The organism is Agrobacterium sp. MS2, from assembly GCF_003261015.1.
Classification (GTDB): Bacteria; Pseudomonadota; Alphaproteobacteria; order Rhizobiales; family Rhizobiaceae; genus Agrobacterium; species Agrobacterium pusense.
In genome coordinates, this window is record NZ_QLNF01000014.1 from 311,898 (window position 1) to 331,178 (window position 19,281).

The window sequence follows — 19,281 nt, forward strand, 5'->3', positions numbered from 1 at the left end:
AGATATCACTCCGTAGATTGCGGCAGACGTCAGGCGGCTTTACGCAAACGCTCTCTCTGGATCACTTCCGATGCGAGCTGCAGATAGGCCTGACTACCAGCACATTTCAAATCATAAAGAATTGCCGGCTTACCATAAGATGGGGCCTCGGAAACGCGAACATTGCGCGGAATGAGCGTATGGTAAACCTTTTCTCCGAGATGCGTTCTGACATCCGAGACAACCTGTTGCGCCAGATTATTGCGTGCATCGAACATCGTTAGAACAATCCCTTGGATATCGAGCTGCGGATTGACCGACCCTCTTATCTGGCTGACCGTATCGAGCAACTGGCTAAGGCCTTCCAGCGCAAAAAACTCGCATTGCAATGGCACCAGCACGGAATGCGCGGCCGTCATTGCGTTCATCGTCAGGAGGTTGAAGGACGGGGGGCAGTCGACAAGGATATATGAATAACCTCTAGCCTCTGTCGTCTCCATCGCTTCACGCAGAAGAAAGACTCGATTGGCAACGGTAGCAACTTGCATCTCGAAACCAAGCAGATCCATCGTCGATGGCACAATATCGAGATTTGGAACAGCGGTTGGGACAGCGACTTCCGCAATATTGTGATCACCGATTAGGAGATCATAAGAGGAGAGCTTCCGCTCTCGTCGGTCAATCCCCAGCCCGGTACTGGCGTTACCCTGCGGGTCCAGATCAACTATCAATACCCGCTCACCGATGGCTGCCAGCGCTGTGGCCAGATTGATAGCAGTCGTTGTTTTGCCGACCCCACCCTTCTGGTTTGCTACTGCGATAATCCGGTTTTTTTCCAAAGTCATGCCGCACCTGGCCAGCTTGTCAGCGCCTCAGAGCGAGGTTGCTGATTTCAAGAACAACAGAATCTGCCTCAATGGCACTCCGATGTTTTACCAGATCAAATTGCCAGCGACCATGTGCTTTCTGCACTTCGGATTCATAATCCCGGCCTTTATTGAAATATGCCTTGAGATCCGGATTTTTTGTGGCCCAGGGATGAATATAGTCGAAAAGCAAATCCAGCTCCGCCAGTGCGCGGGCCGACACAGAATCGCACGAATTGAGAATGGCAGGTGCTTTCTCAATTCGCACGGGATGAACCGCTCCACGCGCGCCAGTTTCCTTTAACGCTATCCGGAGAAATGCGGCCTTCTTATTGTTACTTTCCACCAGATCGACCCAGCCGCCGCCAATTTCAGAGAGGAATATGGCAGTGACGACACCGGGAAAACCCCCACCGCTGCCCAGATCAACCCATCTTTGCGGATAAGGAGAGAGATGAAATATCTGGGCACTGTCGGCAATGTGACGGCTCCAGAGTTCTGTAAGAGTGGAGGGGGCCACCAGATTGGTGGTCTTATTCCACTTCTTGAAGAGCTCGACAAAATGCTCGAGCTTCTCCTGTGTTTCACGTGAAACACTCTGGCCGTTTATCTTCATAATCCGACTCGCTATTGGTGCAGACGCAATTTTTCATTCTGCGATGGAGAGCTTTTCCGCAGAAGGGCGAGAAGCAGCGATATCGCAGCCGGCGTCATACCGTCAACACGTGCGGCTTGGGCAATGTTTTCTGGACGGGCCTTTTCCAACTTTTGTTTCAACTCATTGGAAAGGCCGGACAGGCTTTGAAAATCGAAATCGTCAGGAATCTTTCGCTCTTCGTCGCGTTTGATGTCCACGATGTCGGCGCTCTGGCGCTGCATATACACAGCGTAACCAGCCTCGATTTGCAGCACATCCGCAATTTTCTCGGGAAGCCCACCTAACTCGGGCCAGTGCTGTTTGAGGACATCAAGCGACATATCAGGATAGGCAAGCAATTCATAAACGGAGCGGCGTTGTCCGTCCTGATTGAGCTTTAATCCCTGTTTTGCTGCCTGCGAAGGGCTGATCGTGAGGGTCTTCAGCAGGTCACGACCCGAACCAAGTTCTTCTATAAAATTATCGAATCGCTTTTGACGGTGATAACCGATGATTCCCGCCCGCTGACCGACTGGCGTTAGCCGCAGATCGGCATTATCGACTCGTAACGACAGCCTATATTCCGCTCTTGACGTAAACATTCGGTAGGGTTCGCTGACACCCTTGGATGTCAGATCATCGATCATGACGCCGACGTAGGATTCCGTCCGGCTGAAATAATGCGGATCGCTGTTGCTTGCATAAAGAGAGGCATTGAGGCCGGCGACGAGCCCCTGAGCAGCTGCTTCTTCATAACCGGTTGTGCCGTTGATCTGCCCCGCGAGGAATAGACCAGCAATCTTGCGACACTCGAGTGAGGGCTTGAGTTCTCGCGGGTCGACATAGTCATATTCGATCGCATAACCCGGCTGCAAGATCGCAACCCGCTCGAGACCGGGTATGGTGTGGATGAACTGTTCCTGAACAGACGCCGGAAGTGACGTGGAAATTCCGTTAGGGTAGATCGTATGATCATCCAGTCCCTCGGGCTCCAGAAATATCTGATGACCATCACGCTCGCCAAACCGAGTGATCTTGTCTTCAATCGACGGACAATAACGTGGACCGACGCCTTCGATCTGACCCGAATACATTGCTGAAAGATGGATATTCTCTTGAATGACCCTGTGTCCGGCTGATGTGGTTCTGGTAACTCCACATTCGATTTGCGGATTCACGATATTGTCGGTCATGAAGGAGAAGGGCACAGGATCTTCGTCTGCGCCTTGTCGATCAACACCGCTCCAGTCGATTGTTCGCCCGTCCAGACGGGCAGGCGTGCCGGTCTTAAGTCTGCCCATGCGAAGACCAAGCCGCGATAGAGTGTTGGAAAGGCCGATTGACGGTTCTTCGCCCACACGGCCGGCCGGTACCTTTTCGGAGCCGATATGAATAAGGCCACGCAAGAAAGTACCACTTGTCAGTACCACAGCACCGCAGGGAATCCGGCTACCATTCGCCATGACGACAGCAGCCACTCGCTCATTCGTCATCTCAATATCAAAAGCGTCGCCCTCAATAATGGTAAGATTCTCGATATTTGCAATTTCACCCTGCATCGCTTCACGGTAAAGACGGCGATCCGCCTGGGTGCGGGGACCGCGCACTGCCGGACCCTTTTTGCGATTGAGCATGCGAAACTGAATACCGGCAGCGTCAGCTACCCTACCCATCAAACCATCCAGGGCGTCGATCTCGCGAACGAGATGACCCTTTCCAAGCCCGCCAATTGCTGGATTGCAGGACATGACACCAATGGTGTCGCGTTTATGGGTCACGAGCGCGGTTTTTGCACCATGGCGAGCCGCAGCCGCGGCCGCTTCACTGCCGGCATGTCCACCACCTATAATAACGACATCAAATGACTGGTGCATCTATCTGCGCCCTGTTCTGATCTAGCCGCGCGTCCGCGGCCCATGTTTCACGTGAATCATTTTCCTATGCAGAATTCTGAAAAGATGACGCCCAGCAAATCTTCAACATCGACGCGTCCTGTAATACGACCAAGCGATGTCGCTGCGAGCCGCAAATATTCCGACCTTATAGCAAGATCCATGGCTTCAGAATCGAGCGCATCACTAACATAGTTGAGCGTCTCTTCAAGTCGTTTTTTATGGCGAGCCCGGGCTGGCATCAAAGTCTGGACCCCCTGCAATCGCGATTCAATTTCCCGTTTTATCAATAACCGCAATTCATCGAGACCAATTCCTTCTTTCACCGAGATCGCCAGATCGAACTCAGCTCCAGGCGTCGAAGACGACAACGCCGCCTTGGTCCTGACGCGCAAATGCGGCCTGGCAGACAGTGATGCGATGGTTTGTTTCAGAAACGAATCGTTATCCTGCAGCACCAGAATGAGATCCGCAGTCTCCGCTGTCAAAACAGCGCGCCGCACACCCTCCTGTTCCACCACATCATACGTTTCCCTCAGGCCTGCCGTGTCGAATATTCGTACCAGATAGCCCTCAAGGTTAATGTCCACGCTCAATACGTCCCTGGTCGTACCGGCAATGTCGGTGACGATGGCGATATCCCGGCCAGCTAACGAATTCAGCAGGGTGGATTTCCCGGCATTGGGTTCTCCGATGAGCGCCACCTTAAAACCATCCCGAATAATCTCGCCGTTTCCGCCGGCCTCCAGATGGGAGGCAATTTCCGCTCCCAGCTGTCTCATCGCCTCCCATACCTGTCCAGATACGGAATCCGGAACGTCCTCCTCGTCGGCGAAGTCGAGCTCCGCCTCGATCAGCGCACGCGCACGCGTCAGGCGCTGAGCCCATCCGTCATAAAGAGCCGAAAGATTGCCTGTACTCTGTTCAACCGCCAGGCGACGCTGCATCTCCGTTTCAGCCTGAAGCAGGTCGGCCAAACCTTCGACTTCAAGCAGGTCCATCTTGCCATTCTCGAAGGCTCTGCGCGAAAACTCCCCGGCCTCCGCGGGACGTACATCCGGGAACCGCTCGAACTCAGCAAAAATCGAGGCAATGACTGCCCGGCTTCCATGGCATTGGATTTCAACGCAGTCCTCACCTGTGAAGGAATGCGGTGCCGGGAAAGACATTACGAGCGCCTGGTCGATGGTTTCATTGTTTCGATTCCGAATCAAACTCAGCCTGGCTTTTCGTGGTGCCGGAAGCTCTCGTCCGGTCAATGCTGTCAGCATCGCGAAAGACATGGGTCCGCTGATCCTCACGACGGCCACCCCCGCCGGGAGGGCGCCGCTCGAAAGTGCATATATCGTATCAGGGGAAGGCATGGCGCACCTCGATCAAAACAGTCAAGCCGCATTCGAATAAACGAATGCGGCTTTAACGACCTCAGATGAATCCGGCTAATTTCCGGTTCAGGTGTTCATCGATTCGAAGAAATCCGAATTGTTTTTAGTCTGCTTCAGCTTATCGATGAGGAACTCGATGGCGTCCATCGTTCCCATCGGCGCGAGAATACGGCGAAGAACAAAAATCTTCTGCAAATCCTGGCGCGGCACCAGAAGGTCTTCCTTACGGGTACCAGATTTCAGAATATCCAGCGCCGGGAAGATACGCTTGTCTGCTACCTTCCGGTCAAGCACGATTTCCGAGTTACCCGTACCCTTGAACTCTTCGAAGATGACTTCATCCATACGGCTGCCGGTGTCGATCAGCGCCGTTGCAATGATCGTCAGCGAGCCGCCTTCTTCGATATTGCGGGCGGCACCAAAGAAGCGCTTCGGCCGCTGCAGGGCGTTGGCGTCCACACCACCTGTCAGAACCTTGCCGGAAGAGGGAACGACGGTGTTATAGGCGCGACCAAGACGGGTGATGGAATCGAGCAGAATGACGACGTCGCGGCCATGTTCAACGAGGCGCTTCGCCTTTTCGATGACCATTTCAGCGACTTGTACGTGGCGTACCGCTGGTTCATCGAAGGTGGAGGAAACGACCTCTCCCTTGACCGAACGCTGCATGTCGGTGACTTCTTCCGGACGCTCATCGATCAAAAGAACGATGAGGTAACATTCCGGGTGATTTGCCGTGATTGAATGGGCAATGTTCTGCAGCAGCACCGTTTTACCGGTACGTGGCGGTGCAACGATCAAGCCACGCTGGCCCTTGCCGAGCGGTGCGACGAGATCGATAACCCGCGACGACAGATCCTTGGATGTCGGAACATCAAGCTCCATCTTAAACCGCTCGTTCGGATAGAGCGGCGTCAGATTATCGAAATGGACCTTGTGGCGGATCTTTTCGGGATCGTCGAAATTGATCGTGTTGACCTTTAGAAGGGCGAAGTAGCGCTCACCTTCCTTGGGACCGCGGATAGGTCCTTCAACCGTATCGCCGGTCTTCAGCGAAAACCGACGGATCTGCGAGGGAGAGATGTAAATATCGTCCGGACCCGGCAGATAGTTTGCGTTTGCGGATCGCAGGAACCCGAAACCGTCCTGCAGGACTTCAACGACGCCTTCGCCGATGATTTCGATGTCCTGGCTCGCGAGAACCTTGAGGATTGCGAACATGAGCTCCTGCTTGCGCATGGTGCTCGCATTTTCAACTTCCAGGGATTCGGCAAAAGTCAGCAAGTCGGTAGGCGATTTGCTCTTAAGTTCCTGAAGCTTCATTTCAGCCATGAAGAGAAGACCGTTTAATAATGTAATGTCGGGGGAGGGCGTGTTCGCGAATCAGATGCTGTGGGAAAGACCGCAGATGACTGAATAATTCACATGCCACGAAGATGAGTGGTCCGAAAATAGCGATTGAACATCGCTGCTGCAAGAGGAAAGCACGAATTCCGCGAAATTTATCGTTACACCGCTCTAACCGAAGGGTTTCACAACCACAAGTATGACGATGAGGATCATCAGCAACGTTGGAACCTCATTCATCAACCGCCAGTGACGGGCAGGCCTGGTATTTTCATCTCGGGCGAAACGTTTCGCACTACGCGTGAAATAAACATGGGTCGCAGTCAGAAGCACGACCATAGCGATTTTTGCGTGCAGCCAGCCACCAGAAAAACCGTAGGCCGACCAGGCGAGATAAAGTCCGAGCACCCAGCTTATCATCATCGCCGGGTTCATGATGACCTTGATCAGCCGCTGCTCCATTACCTTGAAAGTTTCGGATTGCTGCGAACCTGCCGGCGCATCGGTATGATAGATGAAGAGCCTTGGCAGATAAAAGATCGCCGCCATCCATGAGATCACAGCAATAATGTGAAACGCCTTGATCCAGAGATAGAGATCGGCAGGATCCACGTAAAAGAACAGGGCGACGACTGCGATGAAAACGCCCAGCCCGACGCCAGCCCGCAGGGCGGCCCTGTTTCCTGATCGCGCAGAAGTCTGTTTTTCGTCATTCATGGCACGGTCCCACCCGCACGCACCCGCTCGACCAGCCGGGTCACATTGTCCGGATCAGCCTGCGGCGTGATGCCGTGACCGAGATTGAAGATCAACGGACCCTGCCCAAGGGCCTGCAGCACGGCGTCGATACTATCCTGCAGAGCCCTCCCGCCCGCCACCATCAGCATTGGGTCGAGATTGCCCTGCACGGGCCCTTCCTTCTGCAAATCCTTGGCGAAGCTGAGCGGCACGGACCAATCCAGCCCGATCGCGTCTGCACCGGTCTTACGACGGTAGTCCTTGAGAAGATAACCCGCCCCCTTCGCGAAAGCGATTATTTTCGCGGAGGGACGCCGCGCGCGCACCGAAGCAATAATACGGGCAACCGGTTTTATCGCGTAATTCTCGAACTCCTTTTCGCCGAGCACGCCCGCCCAGGAATCGAAAATCTGCACGGCATCGGCCCCTGCATCGATCTGCGCCACGAGATAATCCGCGGAAACCTCGGCGAGAAAAGCCAAAAGCTTTTCCATCGCGGCGGGCTCCCTATAACCGAATAGCCGCGCCGGCGCCTGGTCGGGCGTTCCGTGACCGGCAATCATATAGGTCGCGACCGTCCACGGTGCGCCACAAAAGCCAAGAAGCGTCGTTTCATCCGGCAATGAACTGCGAAGACGCGACACCGTTTCGAAGACAGGCGAAAGATGCGCCATGACATCAGACGCATCGAGTTCTTCAATACCGCTGACATCGATCGGGTCCATGGCGGGGCCCCTGCCTTCGGTGAAGGACACATTGCGGTGAAGCGCGTCGGGTATCACCAGAATGTCGGAAAAAAGAATCGCTGCATCCAGCCCGAACCTGCGAATAGGCTGAAGCGTCACCTCGGTTGCCAACTCGGGATTATAACAGAGATCCAGGAAACTTCCGGCGCTCTTCCGCGTTTCCCGGTACTCCGGAAGATAGCGTCCAGCCTGACGCATCAGCCATATGGGCGGCGGCGTGACCGTCTTCCCGTTCAAAACAGTCATAACCTTGCGTTCGCTCATCACACCCAACTTCTAAAAAAATAAAATCAAAGAGATTTAAAAGATTTTCTATTTCTTAGAGTCTGTGGGTAGCAAGGATTAAAATCATTCCAGTCGAAATGCCGCAGCCGCATCTTTTCAGCACGGTGGTAGGATAAATTTCGGCAGCGATCTTGAAAAACCTGAAAAAATCGTAATTTATCTCGAATTTTCAATGGATTATATTCTTATTGGAAAGTTCTTGACCTGTGGACAGGCTGTGAATCGGGTTGGACAAGTGTCAACTCTTCCAGCAATTCACAGGCTGCCCGGAGCATGGTGAAAGCCACTTGCGGATTGTGGAAAAACACCACTTTATTCACGGCGCGGTTCGACCCGCAGGCTCGTTCGGACATTTGTCCCGGGTTATCAACAGCGGGAGAAAAACAGCGTGGAGAACAAAAAAAGCTTCTTCCATCTGCACCTGATTTCGGACTCAACAGGTGAGACTCTCATGTCTGCCGGCCGCGCGGTCTCGGCACAGTTTCACGCATCCATGCCGGTGGAACACGTCTATCCGATGATCCGCAACCAGAAGCAGCTCGCGCAGGTCATTGACCTCATCGACAAGGAACCGGGCATTGTCCTTTACACCATCGTCGATCAGCAACTGGCAGAATTCCTGGATTTGCGCTGTCACGCGATCGGCGTGCCCTGTGTCAACGTGCTTGAACCCATTATCGGCATCTTTCAGACTTATCTAGGCGCGCCATCAAGACGGCGGGTCGGTGCGCAACACGTCCTCAATGCGGATTATTTCGCGCGCATCGAAGCGCTCAATTTTGCAATGGATCACGATGACGGACAGATGCCGGAGACCTATGACGAGGCGGATGTCGTTATCATCGGCATCAGCCGCACGTCGAAAACTCCGACCAGCATCTATCTCGCCAACAGGGGTATAAAGACCGCAAACATTCCGGTTGTTCCCAACGTGCCTTTGCCCGAAAGCCTCTATGCCGCCACCCGGCCTCTGATCGTCGGCCTCGTGGCGACGTCGGATCGAATATCGCAGGTTCGCGAGAACCGCGAACTGGGCGCAACCGGCGGATTTGACAGCCGCCGTTACACGGATCGCGCCACGATCATGGAAGAGCTGAAATATGCGCGTGCGCTCTGCGCCCGCAACAATTGGCCTCTGATTGACGTCACACGCCGTTCCATTGAGGAAACGGCTGCTGCCATCCTTGCCCTTCGCCCGAGGACGCGATAATCCGGATCGCACCATCAGGAGCAGACAGTCGATGAAACAAGAGTTGATCCTCGCCTCGTCCAGCGCATCCCGCCAGATGCTGATGCGCAATGCGGGGCTGACATTCTCGGCGATACCAGCGGATATTGATGAGCGCGCGCTCGATGAGCGGCTGGAACGTACGGGCGCCAGCCCGGAGGAAGTTGCACAAGAACTCGCGACTGCCAAGGCTCTTGCCGTCGGTTCGCTTCATCCGGACGCACTGGTTCTGGGCTGCGATCAGACCATGGCACTCGGTGCGCGGGTCTATCACAAGCCGAAGACCATGTCCGAGGCCGAAGCACATCTGCTGTCATTGTCCGGTAAGGTTCACCGCTTGAACAGCGCGGCTGTCCTCGTTCGCGGCGGGGAGGTGATATGGAAGGTGGTTTCCAGTGCTGAACTTGCCGTGCGAACATTGAGCCCCGAATTTGTCTCCCGTCACCTGCAGAGGGTGGGTGAAAAAGCTCTAAGCAGCGTGGGCGCCTATCAACTCGAGGGAGAGGGAATCCAGCTATTCACTTCGATTGAAGGCGATTATTTCACGATCCTCGGCCTGCCGCTTCTGCCGCTTTTATCGAAACTGCGCGACCTGGGTGTCATCGATGGCTGATTCACGTGAAACATTAACCATAAACGCTTTCGTTGTTGGTTACCCGATCAAGCATTCCCGGTCGCCGATCATTCATTCTTACTGGCTCAAGAAATTCGGTATTACCGGTAACTATGAGGCAGTCGAGGTCGTATCGGACAATTTTGCGAATTTCATTGCAACCGTGAAGGAAGGTAAGCCCGGTACGGCCGTGGGCGGCAACGTCACCATCCCGCACAAGGAGGCCGCTTACCGGTTGGCGGATCGTCCTGATGCTCTGGCGGAAGAACTGGGTGCCGCCAACACCATCTGGATGGAGGAGGGTAAACTCCATGCCACCAATACCGATGGTTACGGGTTCGTGTCTAACCTGGATGAGCGGCATCCCGGCTGGGACAAAACGGACCGGGCGGTGGTTTTTGGTGCCGGCGGCGCAAGCCGTGCCGTCATTCAGTCGCTGCGCGACCGGGGCATCGCGGAAATTCACGTCCTGAACAGGACGCTCGAACGTGCTCGCGAACTGGCTGATCGTTTTGGCCCACGCGTCTTTTCCCATCCCCAGGCAGCGCTGCAGGAGGTCATGCAGGGCGCCGGGCTGTTCGTGAATACGACATCGCTCGGTATGGATGGCGCTGAGGCGCCGCATCTCGATTTTTCGCAACTCGCTGCCAAGGCGGTGGTGACCGATATCGTCTACGTGCCATTACGAACACCGATCCTTAAGATGGCGGAAGAGCAAGGTATCACGACCGTCGATGGTCTCGGCATGTTGCTTCATCAGGCAAAACCGGGGTTCAGGCGATGGTTCGGCAAAATGCCGGAGGTGGATGAGACCCTGCGTGCTCTGATCATCGCGGACATGGAGAAACATTGATGATTGTCATCGGTCTCACCGGCTCGATTGGAATGGGAAAAACGACAACCGCGAAATTGTTTGCCGAAGAAGGCGTTCCGGTTCTGGATTCGGACGAGGTCGTTCACGGTCTTTATCGGGCGGAGGCCGTAGGCCAGATCGAGGCAGCTTTTCCGGGCACCACCGTTTCCGGCGTCGTAGACCGGGAAAAACTCGGTGACATCTTGAGAAAGAATCCGGCTAATTTCAGAAGGCTTGAAGAAATCGTCCATCCACTGGTTCGGAAAAAACAGGAAACCTTTCTGTCCGAAGCAAGGAAAAACAGCCGGAAATTTGCGCTTCTGGATATTCCGCTGCTGTTCGAAACGGGTGCGGAAAGCCGTGTCGACAAAGTCGTGGTGGTGAGTTGTGCACCAGAGATCCAGCGCGAGAGAGTCCTGTCACGACCAGGAATGACCGAAGAAAAATTGGAAATGATCCTTGCCCGGCAGATGCCCGATGCGGAGAAGCGTAGACGTGCCGATTTTATCATCGATTCCGGAAATGGTGTCGAAGCGGCCCGGGATCAGGTAAGAGACATTTTGCAGAAGCTGACCGTTGAGTCGCGCCGTGGAGAGATGCATGCGTGAGATCATTTTCGATACGGAAACCACAGGTCTGGAGTCGAAGCTGGACCGGATCATCGAAATCGGCGGCGTGGAACTGATCAACCACTTCCCGACTGGCCGCACCCTGCATCTTTATATCAATCCCGAAGATCGCAAGGTTCATCCCGATGCGCTTGCCGTTCACGGCATTACCGACGAGTTCCTGCAGGATAAGCCCAAATTCGCTGAAGTTGTCGACCAGATTCGGGATTTCTTCGAAGGTGCGCGCTGGGTGGCGCACAATGCAACATTCGATATGGGGTTCATCAACGCGGAATTCGCCCGTCTCGGGATCGAACCGGTCGCCGCTGATCTGGTGACGGATACGCTGTCGCTTGCCCGCCGCAAGCACCCGATGGGACCGAATTCGCTGGACGCGCTTTGCCGCCGTTATGGAATAGACAATTCCCATCGCACCAAGCATGGCGCGCTTCTTGACTCCGAGCTTCTGGCCGAAGTCTATATCGAAATGATCGGCGGCCGCCAGACCGCGCTCGGCTTCGGCTCTGCCGCCAGGCAGGAAACCATTGTCATTGAGGAAGACATTCCGCTGGAGCCCCTGCGACGGCCCCGCCCCCTGCCGTCGCGGCTGGATGCGGAGACGGTCGCCGCCCACGGCAAACTCGTTCTCGGCATGGGGGACAAGGCGATCTGGAACCGGTACCAGAACTGAAGCCTGCTCAGATACTTAAATCGCAAATCTGCGTAAAGAAAAACCCGGGCCAAGAACCCGGGTTTTGTTTGTCTGTAATGGAAGATGGCCGCTGCTTAGTTCGGGACAGCCTGAACCTGAGCTTTTGCCTGTTCCTCGGCAACGCGCTGCGCAAACATCTGCGCAAAATCGATCGGATCGATCATGAGCGGCGGGAAACCGCCGTTGCGGGTAACGTCGGCAATGATCTGGCGGGCGAAGGGGAAGAGCAGGCGCGGGCACTCGATGAAGAGCACCGGCAGCATGTGTTCCTGCGGGAAGCCGGCGATGCGGAAGACACCGCCATAGACCAGCTCGGCCGCAAACAGAACCTTATCGCCATCCTTGGCTTCGGCATTCAGTGTCAGCACGACATCAAAATCCGAACCGGAAATCGGATTAGCATTGACGTTGACATTGATGTTGATCGACGGCGCATTCTCACGGGCCTGCAGCGAACGAGGAGCACCCGGATTTTCAAAGGAAAGGTCCTTGATGTACTGGGCAAGAATGTTGAGAGAAGGGCTAGCTGCGCCCTGTGCGCCATTTTCAGCGGTCATTACGGTTCCTCGCGGCGTGAATTCGTGGAAGGCGGTCTATCATTTCGACTCCGGGCTTACAACCCTTCGTAATCGGGTCGTCGACATGCGTTCGACGCGGCGTCAGGGCTTGGGCAGGTCGCGATCATCGGGCCTGTTCGACCAGGGAGAGTCTTTCGGCCCGTCGCGGTGAAACTCCTCTTCATCCAGATCCACCACCTTCGAATTGCCATGAGATCCCGGGCCATTGCTGAAACCGGAATAATCGCCCGGCCGGGCGCCGGGCTGTCTGAATGAACCAGTCACGACGACGCGCGGTCCGAAGGCTTTCCAGAAAAACCGGCGAATGGCCGGCGACAGAAGCAGGAGGCCGAGAATGTCGGTGATGAAACCCGGAATGAACAACAGGATGCCCGCCACGACGCGCATCGCGCCATTGACGAGTTCGTCCGCAGGCTGTGCGCCCGTGCGGCCCGCATCCTGAAGATTTCTCACCATGCCGAGACCGCCCAGGCGCAATATGAGCAATCCCAGGAAAGACGTGAACAGGACGAGAGCCAGTGTCAGCCACAGGCCTATTGCCTTGCCGACAATAATGAAACCGGCAATTTCAAGGATGGGCATCATCAGCACGATGATGGGGAGAAAGGAAAAACGCATCTTCTAGCCTTGCGTGTGCATCTCTGGCAGATTGCCGGTTCCCGGGACACCGATGATTGAATCTGCATATTTGAATGATGGTAAGATGCAGACTATATGATGGTGTGGTTTTCGAATTTAAATGGCGGTTTTGGTAAAAGATGGGCTTCAGCGACTTTATCACATTGTTTTTTCTCGTTGCAGCGGTGCTGATCTTCTTTCAGCTGCGCAGCGTCCTTGGCCGTCGCACGGGCAATGAAAAGCCGCCTTTTGATCCTTATAGCCCGCGCGATGTCGCGAAGGGTCCCGTCACGGATGATAACAAGGTCGTGACACTGCCGAAGCGCGCCGAGGCGGAAGATGAAAACCGCTTCGCCGAGGTGGATGCACTGGCGCCTGCAGACAGCGCACTCAATGCCTCCCTGCGTGAGGTGATGACGAAGGATCCGTCCTTCCGCCCGAAGGAATTCCTGAACGGCGCCCGCATGGCCTACGAGATGATCGTGATGGGTTTTGCCGATGGCGACCGCAAGACGCTCAAGAACCTGCTATCCAAAGAGGTGTTTGAAGGTTTCGACGCAGCGATTTCCGAAAGGGAAGGCCGCGGCGAGGTCGTGAAATCGACTTTTGTTGGCATAGAGAAAGCCGATATCACCCAGGCGGGTATTCGCGATTCCGAGGTGCAGATAACGCTCCGGATCGTCAGCCAGCTCATCTCGGCGACCTATGACAAGGATGGCAAGCTGGTCGATGGTGATCCGGATGCGGTTGCGGAGGTGGATGACATCTGGACCTTCTCGCGCGATATCCGCTCACGCGATCCGAACTGGAAGCTGATCGCCACCGAATCCGAGCAATGACCGCGCCCTTTTCGATCGAAGAAGTTTCTTTCAGCGACCTGCCCGGGTGGCGGCAAGACGATCCCGCTAGCCTTTTTCCGGCGATGACCGCAATTCTGTCGCATCTTCGGAGCGCAAAACCCTATCGCACCGGCGCACTCGGCGTCACGGCGGCGGAACTGGTTTCGCTGCTGGAGGTCGCTGAGAAATGCGAGACAGACAGTCCCGAACAGGCACGCCGGTTCTTTGAAACCAACTGTGTTCCTTTCAGGATTTTTCCGTCGCAGGGAAAAAGCGGTTTTGTGACCGCCTTCTACGAGCCTGAACTGGAAGTCTCGTCTGAACCTGACGACATCTGGCGTTATCCCATTTACCGCCGACCACCCGAATTGGTGGATATCGACGATACCAATCGGCCCGTCGGCTTCGATACATCCTATGCTTTCGGCAGGCAGGATGAAGACGGGATTTCCTGTTTCCCCGATCGCCGCGCGATCGATGAAGGCTATCTGGAGGGCAGGGGGCTTGAGATCGCCTGGGCGAAATCGAAGGTCGATCTGTTTTTTGCCCATGTGCAGGGCGCGGCACGTCTGGTTTTTCCCGATGGTGCGATAAAGCGCATTACCTATGCGGCCAAGGCAGGCCATGCTTTTTCACCGATCGGACGTCTGCTTCTCGATCGCGGAGAACTCGATCCGAAAACCGTGTCGATGCAGACGATCCGCAAGTGGCTCGCTGACCATCCCGATCAGGTGGATGGAGTACTATGGCATAACCGCTCCTACATTTTTTTCCGGGAGGCGGATGTTGCCGACGAGGATATGGGACCGGTCGCCGCCGCAAAAGTACCGCTCGTCGCTGGGCGCTCGCTTGCTGTGGACAGGCTCATCCACACGTTCGGGCTTCCCTTCTTCATCCATTCGCCGTCGCTTACCCATCTCGATGATGGAAAGCCTTTTGCGCGGCTGATGCTGGCGCTCGATACCGGGTCGGCCATCATTGGCCCCGCCCGCGGCGATATCTTTACCGGTTCGGGTTTCGAAGCCGGAGAACTTGCCGGCACGGTGCGCAATGAGGCAGATTTTTATATACTGGTACCGCGGGTTGCTGCGCAGAGGTATCGGCGATGAAGAACAGTCGCAAGCTCGGCAAGGAAGAACGCGTTCTGTGGGGAAAGGTCGCAAAAACCACACGGCCGATCTCCGGCAGGCTCGAAGACTTGCTGGCTTTCGATGACGTGGAGGACCCTGCGGGGGAACCAGATGTTTCTCTGACCGGTAAAAGCACCTTTCCGCGCATGCTTGCGGAGCCGGCTGAGCCGCCCCCTCCAGCTCCGGATAAAAAGCCGAAAATCCACCAGCCGATGGAAAAACCGGTCAAGCGTAAGCTGACCCGCGGCCGCCTGCCATTGGAAGGACGGATCGATCTGCACGGCATGTTCCAGAGTGAGGCCCACGCCGTACTGCTCGATTTTCTGTTGCGCGCACATGAGCGGGGTCTAAGACATGTGCTGGTCATTACCGGCAAAGGTCGATCGATTGGCAGTGACGGGGCTTTGAAAAGGGCGGTGCCCATGTGGTTTTCCAAACCCGAATATCGCCACCTGATTTCCTCCTATGAGGATGCGTCGGCCAATCACGGCGGCGATGGCGCGCTTTATGTGCGGCTTTCGCGCCGGCGAGGCGAAAAGTCATGACGCCCTTTGCGCTGGCCGTGCGGCAGCTTCGTGAGCGCAAGGGTGTGACGCAGAAGCAAATGGCCGCCGCCATCGGCGTCTCGCCGGCATACCTTTCAGCGCTTGAGCATGGCAAGCGCGGCAAGCCGAGCTTCGATCTCCTCCAGCGCATTGCCGGATATTTCAACATCATCTGGGACGAGGCCGAGGAACTGTTCTTCCTTGCCGGCTCATCCGACCCGAAGGTGGTGATCGACACAGTCGGCCTGCCGCCGCAATATACGGCTTTCGCCAACCGGCTGGCACGGGATATTCGCAAGCTGCCGCCGAGTGTGGTAGAGGAACTGTCAGCCGTGCTGCAAAAAAGCCGTTCTTGCGATTGAAACCCCTCTATCCCCTGCTTTATGCAGCATCCTGAAGCATGCGGCCTTTGGGATTGGGTATAGAATTTCTATAGTCGCATGTCGGATTTGAGTGATTCGCTGGCTTCAGGCCCTCTCACTGGAAACCTGGCCAGGAAAACTTTGGAAAGAGTACTTATGACCGAAACATCGTCAAGCGAAGTCGGCGCGAACGCGGAATATGGAGCCGATTCGATCAAGGTCCTCAAGGGCCTTGATGCCGTGCGCAAACGGCCCGGCATGTATATCGGCGATACCGATGACGGTTCCGGCCTGCATCACATGGTCTACGAAGTCGTCGACAACGCCATCGATGAGGCGCTTGCGGGCCACGCCGACCTGGTGACGGTGACCCTGAATGCCGACGGCTCCGTGACGGTGACCGATAACGGACGCGGCATTCCGACTGACATCCATTCCTCCGAGGGCGTTTCTGCCGCCGAGGTCATCATGACCCAGCTGCATGCGGGCGGGAAGTTCGACCAGAATTCTTACAAGGTGTCGGGCGGTCTGCACGGTGTCGGCGTTTCGGTGGTCAACGCGCTCTCCGTCTGGCTGAAGCTCCGCATTCGCCGCAATGGCAAGGTGCACGAGATTGGCTTTACCCATGGTGTCGCCGACGCGCCGCTTTCCGTTATCGGCGAATATGAAGGCCGTTCGGGCACGGAAGTCACCTTCCTGGCAAGCCCTGAAACCTTCACCATGACCGACTATGATTATGGAACGCTGGAGCATCGCCTGCGCGAACTCGCATTCCTGAACTCCGGCGTGCGCATCCTGCTTACCGACAAGCGCCATTCCGACGTCAAGCAGGAAGAACTGCTGTATGATGGTGGCCTCGAGGCCTTCGTCCGTTATCTCGACCGCGCCAAGAAGCCGCTGGTTGATAAGCCGGTCGCCATCAAGGGTGAAAAGGATGGCATTACGGTCGAGGTCGCACTCTGGTGGAACGATAGCTACCACGAGAACGTGCTTTGCTTCACCAACAACATTCCGCAGCGCGATGGTGGCACCCATATGGCAGGTTTCCGCGCGGCTCTGACCCGCCAGGTCACCTCCTATGCCGAAACCTCCGGCATCCTGAAAAAGGAAAAGGTAAGCCTTCAGGGCGAGGACTGCCGTGAAGGTCTGACGGCCATCCTTTCCGTCAAGGTGCCAGATCCCAAGTTTTCGTCGCAGACGAAAGACAAGCTTGTGTCGTCTGAAGTGCGTCCGGTTGTCGAAAGCCTCGTCAACGAAGCGCTCTCCACCTGGCTCGAAGAACATCCATCCGATGCGAGAATCCTCGTCGGCAAGGTGGTTGAAGCCGCTGTCGCCCGAGAAGCCGCCCGCAAGGCGCGCGAATTGACACGCCGCAAAGGTGCGCTCGATATTGCCTCTCTGCCCGGCAAGCTCGCCGACTGCTCCGAGCGCGATCCGGCAAAATCAGAACTGTTCCTCGTCGAGGGTGACTCCGCCGGCGGTTCGGCCAAGCAGGGCCGCTCGCGCGAAACCCAGGCGATCCTGCCACTGCGCGGCAAGATCCTGAACGTGGAACGCGCCCGCTTCGACAAGATGTTGTCCAGCCAGGAAATCGGCACGCTGATTACGGCGCTCGGCACCTCCATCGGCAAGGACGAATTCAACGCCGATAAGCTGCGTTACCATAAGATCATCATCATGACGGATGCTGACGTCGATGGCGCCCACATCCGTACACTGCTGTTGACCTTCTTCTTCCGCCAGATGCCGGAACTGATCGAACGCGGCCATCTCTATATCGCCCAGCCGCCGCTTTATAAGGTGACGCGCGGTAAATCCGTTCAGTACCTGAAGGACGAAAAAGCGCTGGAAGAGTATCTGATTTCCATGGGTATCGAGGAAGCATCTTTGACGCTCGGCTCTGGCGAAGTGCGTGTTGGCGCCGATCTTCGTGAAGTCATTCTGGATGCGCTGCGCATGCGCTCGCTGATCGACGGGCTGCATTCCCGTTACAGCCGCTCCATCGTGGAGCAGGCGGCCATTGCCGGCGCACTCAACCCCGAGCTTTCCGCCGACGCGGCGCGTGCGGAGGAAACTGTTGCCGAAGTGGCCCGGCGTCTCGATATGATTGCTGAAGAGACCGAACGCGGCTGGTCCGGCACTGTGCTGCAAGACGGCGGTCTGCGCTTCGAACGCATGGTGCGCGGCGTCAAGGAAGTCTCGACGCTGGATATGGGCCTGCTCGGTTCTGCCGATGCCCGGCACATCGACCAGCTTGCGGCCCGCACGCGTGATATCTACGCCACGCCGCCGGTTCTGCAACGCAAGGATGGCACGATGGAGCTGGCCGGCCCGCGCGCGCTTCTGGATGCGATTTTCGCTGCCGGACGCAAGGGTCTCTCCATGCAGCGCTACAAGGGTCTTGGCGAAATGAATGCCGAGCAGCTTTGGGAAACCACACTCGATGCCAACGTTCGCTCGCTGCTGCAGGTAAGGGTAAGTGACGCGACTGATGCCGACGGCCTGTTTGCCCGCCTCATGGGTGACGAAGTCGAACCACGCCGCGACTTCATCCAGGAAAATGCACTCAGCGTCGCCAATCTGGATATTTAAATTTGGGGAATGTTTCGCGTAACGATTCACGTGAAACGAAACTTTAACAAAAGGCCCGGCGGTAATCTCCGCCGGGCCTTTACGGATAATGGTGATCAGTCAGCCTTGCCGGTGAAGCGACCTTCAAAGGCAACATCGGAAAGGGGCAGGCGTTTGCTTGGCACCTCCCGTTCCGCCAGATCATCAGGAAGAACGGACTTGTCGGTGAGCGTGCCGATGGCGACCCCTGCCTCCACCTTGTAGCCTTCCGGTATATTCAGTTTTTCGACGATCTTGTCCTTGAATATGCCGGCCATGCCGTGCGCGTGGTAACCGAGCAGGTGCGCCTGCATGGCAAGTGAAAACCAGGCGGCGCCGGCATCGAAGGAATGGGTTGCTGACGGTTTCTTCTCGCCGTCGTGCGAGATATTGTGGTCTCGGGAAATGACGAAAAGCAGCACGGAGGCGTTTTTTGCCCAGCGCTGGTTTCCCTCCATCAGCAGTTCCACGAAGAGCGGCCAGTCTTTACTATCCTTGTGTGCATAGACAAACCGCCACGGCTGATGATTGGAGGCGGAGGGCGCCCAGTGCGCCGCGTCCAGAATGGTCATCAGATGCTGCGCCGGCATGGCGTGACCATCGAAGGCGCGCGGAGACCAGCGATCGAGGAAGAGGGGATCAACGGGATATTCTGATTGCCGGTTATTGCTGTTCGTCACGGGCCATGTCCTTTTGATTGACGGGAAGGA

20 protein-coding genes are annotated in these 19,281 nt (G+C 56.0%); 10 read left to right on the plus strand and 10 right to left on the minus strand.

The features are described 5' to 3' along the window. Positions 1–29: 29 nt before the first annotated feature. The 7 genes from DOU54_RS09530 to hemE form a co-directional block, all read right to left on the minus strand. Positions 30–824: a ParA family protein gene (locus DOU54_RS09530; protein WP_004444228.1), complete on the minus strand. Its 795-nt coding sequence runs from the start codon at positions 822–824 to the stop codon at positions 30–32. A 19-nt stretch (positions 825–843) separates the two neighbouring features. Further along, complete coding sequence (gene rsmG / locus DOU54_RS09535; protein ID WP_113381980.1) at positions 844–1,461, minus strand: 16S rRNA (guanine(527)-N(7))-methyltransferase RsmG; 618 nt, start codon at positions 1,459–1,461, stop codon at positions 844–846. Positions 1,462–1,472: 11 nt separating this feature from the next. Continuing rightward, a complete protein-coding gene (gene mnmG / locus DOU54_RS09540; RefSeq protein WP_113381979.1) occupies positions 1,473–3,356 on the minus strand; it encodes a tRNA uridine-5-carboxymethylaminomethyl(34) synthesis enzyme MnmG in 1,884 nt (627 codons plus the stop codon). A 56-nt stretch (positions 3,357–3,412) separates the two neighbouring features. Beyond that, positions 3,413–4,738 carry a tRNA uridine-5-carboxymethylaminomethyl(34) synthesis GTPase MnmE gene (gene mnmE, locus DOU54_RS09545; protein WP_113381978.1) on the minus strand — a complete coding sequence of 442 codons (1,326 nt, stop codon included), beginning with the start codon at positions 4,736–4,738 and terminating at the stop codon, positions 3,413–3,415. Positions 4,739–4,825: 87 nt separating this feature from the next. Next, the gene (rho, locus tag DOU54_RS09550) at positions 4,826–6,091 is read right to left on the minus strand and encodes a transcription termination factor Rho (RefSeq protein WP_004444236.1); all 1,266 of its coding nucleotides are present in this window, start codon (positions 6,089–6,091) and stop codon (positions 4,826–4,828) included. Between the two features lie 186 nt (positions 6,092–6,277). Continuing rightward, positions 6,278–6,823, minus strand: a complete 546-nt coding sequence (gene hemJ, locus DOU54_RS09555; protein ID WP_035208036.1) for a protoporphyrinogen oxidase HemJ — start codon at positions 6,821–6,823, stop codon at positions 6,278–6,280. Next, positions 6,820–7,854 (minus strand): uroporphyrinogen decarboxylase, encoded by a 1,035-nt coding sequence (gene hemE, locus DOU54_RS09560; RefSeq protein ID WP_072495218.1) that lies wholly within the window; start codon positions 7,852–7,854, stop codon positions 6,820–6,822. The genes hemJ and hemE overlap by 4 nt, the downstream gene beginning before the upstream one ends. A 409-nt stretch (positions 7,855–8,263) precedes the next feature. Here hemE and DOU54_RS09565 point away from each other — a divergent pair, with 409 nt between their 5' ends. The 5 genes from DOU54_RS09565 to dnaQ are packed head-to-tail and all read left to right on the plus strand — an operon-like array spanning position 8,264 to position 11,868. Continuing rightward, the gene (locus tag DOU54_RS09565) at positions 8,264–9,085 is read left to right on the plus strand and encodes a pyruvate, water dikinase regulatory protein (protein WP_107340724.1); all 822 of its coding nucleotides are present in this window, start codon (positions 8,264–8,266) and stop codon (positions 9,083–9,085) included. A 31-nt stretch (positions 9,086–9,116) separates the two neighbouring features. Then, complete coding sequence (locus DOU54_RS09570) at positions 9,117–9,716, plus strand: Maf-like protein (RefSeq protein ID WP_113381977.1); 600 nt, start codon at positions 9,117–9,119, stop codon at positions 9,714–9,716. Then, positions 9,709–10,569 carry a shikimate dehydrogenase gene (locus DOU54_RS09575; protein ID WP_113381976.1) on the plus strand — a complete coding sequence of 287 codons (861 nt, stop codon included), beginning with the start codon at positions 9,709–9,711 and terminating at the stop codon, positions 10,567–10,569. The genes DOU54_RS09570 and DOU54_RS09575 overlap by 8 nt, the downstream gene beginning before the upstream one ends. Next, on the plus strand, positions 10,569–11,177 hold the full coding sequence (gene coaE / locus DOU54_RS09580) for a dephospho-CoA kinase (RefSeq protein ID WP_044459679.1): 609 nt from the start codon (positions 10,569–10,571) through the stop codon (positions 11,175–11,177). Before DOU54_RS09575 ends, coaE begins: the two co-directional genes overlap by 1 nt. Beyond that, a complete protein-coding gene (gene dnaQ / locus DOU54_RS09585; protein ID WP_004444252.1) occupies positions 11,170–11,868 on the plus strand; it encodes a DNA polymerase III subunit epsilon in 699 nt (232 codons plus the stop codon). The genes coaE and dnaQ overlap by 8 nt, the downstream gene beginning before the upstream one ends. Positions 11,869–11,963: 95 nt before the next feature. On the opposite strand, the gene secB is transcribed toward dnaQ, so the two are convergent. Together secB and DOU54_RS09595 are read right to left on the minus strand one after the other, a co-directional pair. Then, entirely contained in the window at positions 11,964–12,446 is a 483-nt protein-coding gene (gene secB / locus DOU54_RS09590; RefSeq protein WP_022555303.1) for a protein-export chaperone SecB, read from the minus strand. A gap of 102 nt (positions 12,447–12,548) precedes the next feature. Further along, complete coding sequence (locus DOU54_RS09595; RefSeq protein WP_113381975.1) at positions 12,549–13,085, minus strand: FxsA family protein; 537 nt, start codon at positions 13,083–13,085, stop codon at positions 12,549–12,551. Positions 13,086–13,225: 140 nt separating this feature from the next. On the opposite strand from DOU54_RS09595, the gene DOU54_RS09600 reads away from it, so the two are divergent. From DOU54_RS09600 to gyrB, 5 genes are all read left to right on the plus strand, one after another. Next, on the plus strand, positions 13,226–13,924 hold the full coding sequence (locus DOU54_RS09600) for a Tim44/TimA family putative adaptor protein (RefSeq protein WP_004444258.1): 699 nt from the start codon (positions 13,226–13,228) through the stop codon (positions 13,922–13,924). Further along, positions 13,921–15,033, plus strand: coding sequence for a murein transglycosylase A (gene mltA, locus DOU54_RS09605; protein WP_113381974.1), 1,113 nt, complete (start codon positions 13,921–13,923; stop codon positions 15,031–15,033). Before DOU54_RS09600 ends, mltA begins: the two co-directional genes overlap by 4 nt. Continuing rightward, the gene (locus DOU54_RS09610) at positions 15,030–15,599 is read left to right on the plus strand and encodes a Smr/MutS family protein (protein ID WP_022555306.1); all 570 of its coding nucleotides are present in this window, start codon (positions 15,030–15,032) and stop codon (positions 15,597–15,599) included. Before mltA ends, DOU54_RS09610 begins: the two co-directional genes overlap by 4 nt. After that, entirely contained in the window at positions 15,596–15,961 is a 366-nt protein-coding gene (locus tag DOU54_RS09615; protein ID WP_004444265.1) for a helix-turn-helix domain-containing protein, read from the plus strand. The genes DOU54_RS09610 and DOU54_RS09615 overlap by 4 nt, the downstream gene beginning before the upstream one ends. A 156-nt stretch (positions 15,962–16,117) precedes the next feature. Further along, entirely contained in the window at positions 16,118–18,553 is a 2,436-nt protein-coding gene (gene gyrB / locus DOU54_RS09620; RefSeq protein ID WP_004444267.1) for a DNA topoisomerase (ATP-hydrolyzing) subunit B, read from the plus strand. A gap of 95 nt (positions 18,554–18,648) precedes the next feature. On the opposite strand, the gene DOU54_RS09625 is transcribed toward gyrB, so the two are convergent. After that, on the minus strand, positions 18,649–19,251 hold the full coding sequence (locus DOU54_RS09625) for a nitroreductase family protein (protein WP_045533512.1): 603 nt from the start codon (positions 19,249–19,251) through the stop codon (positions 18,649–18,651). Positions 19,252–19,281: the final 30 nt, after the last annotated feature.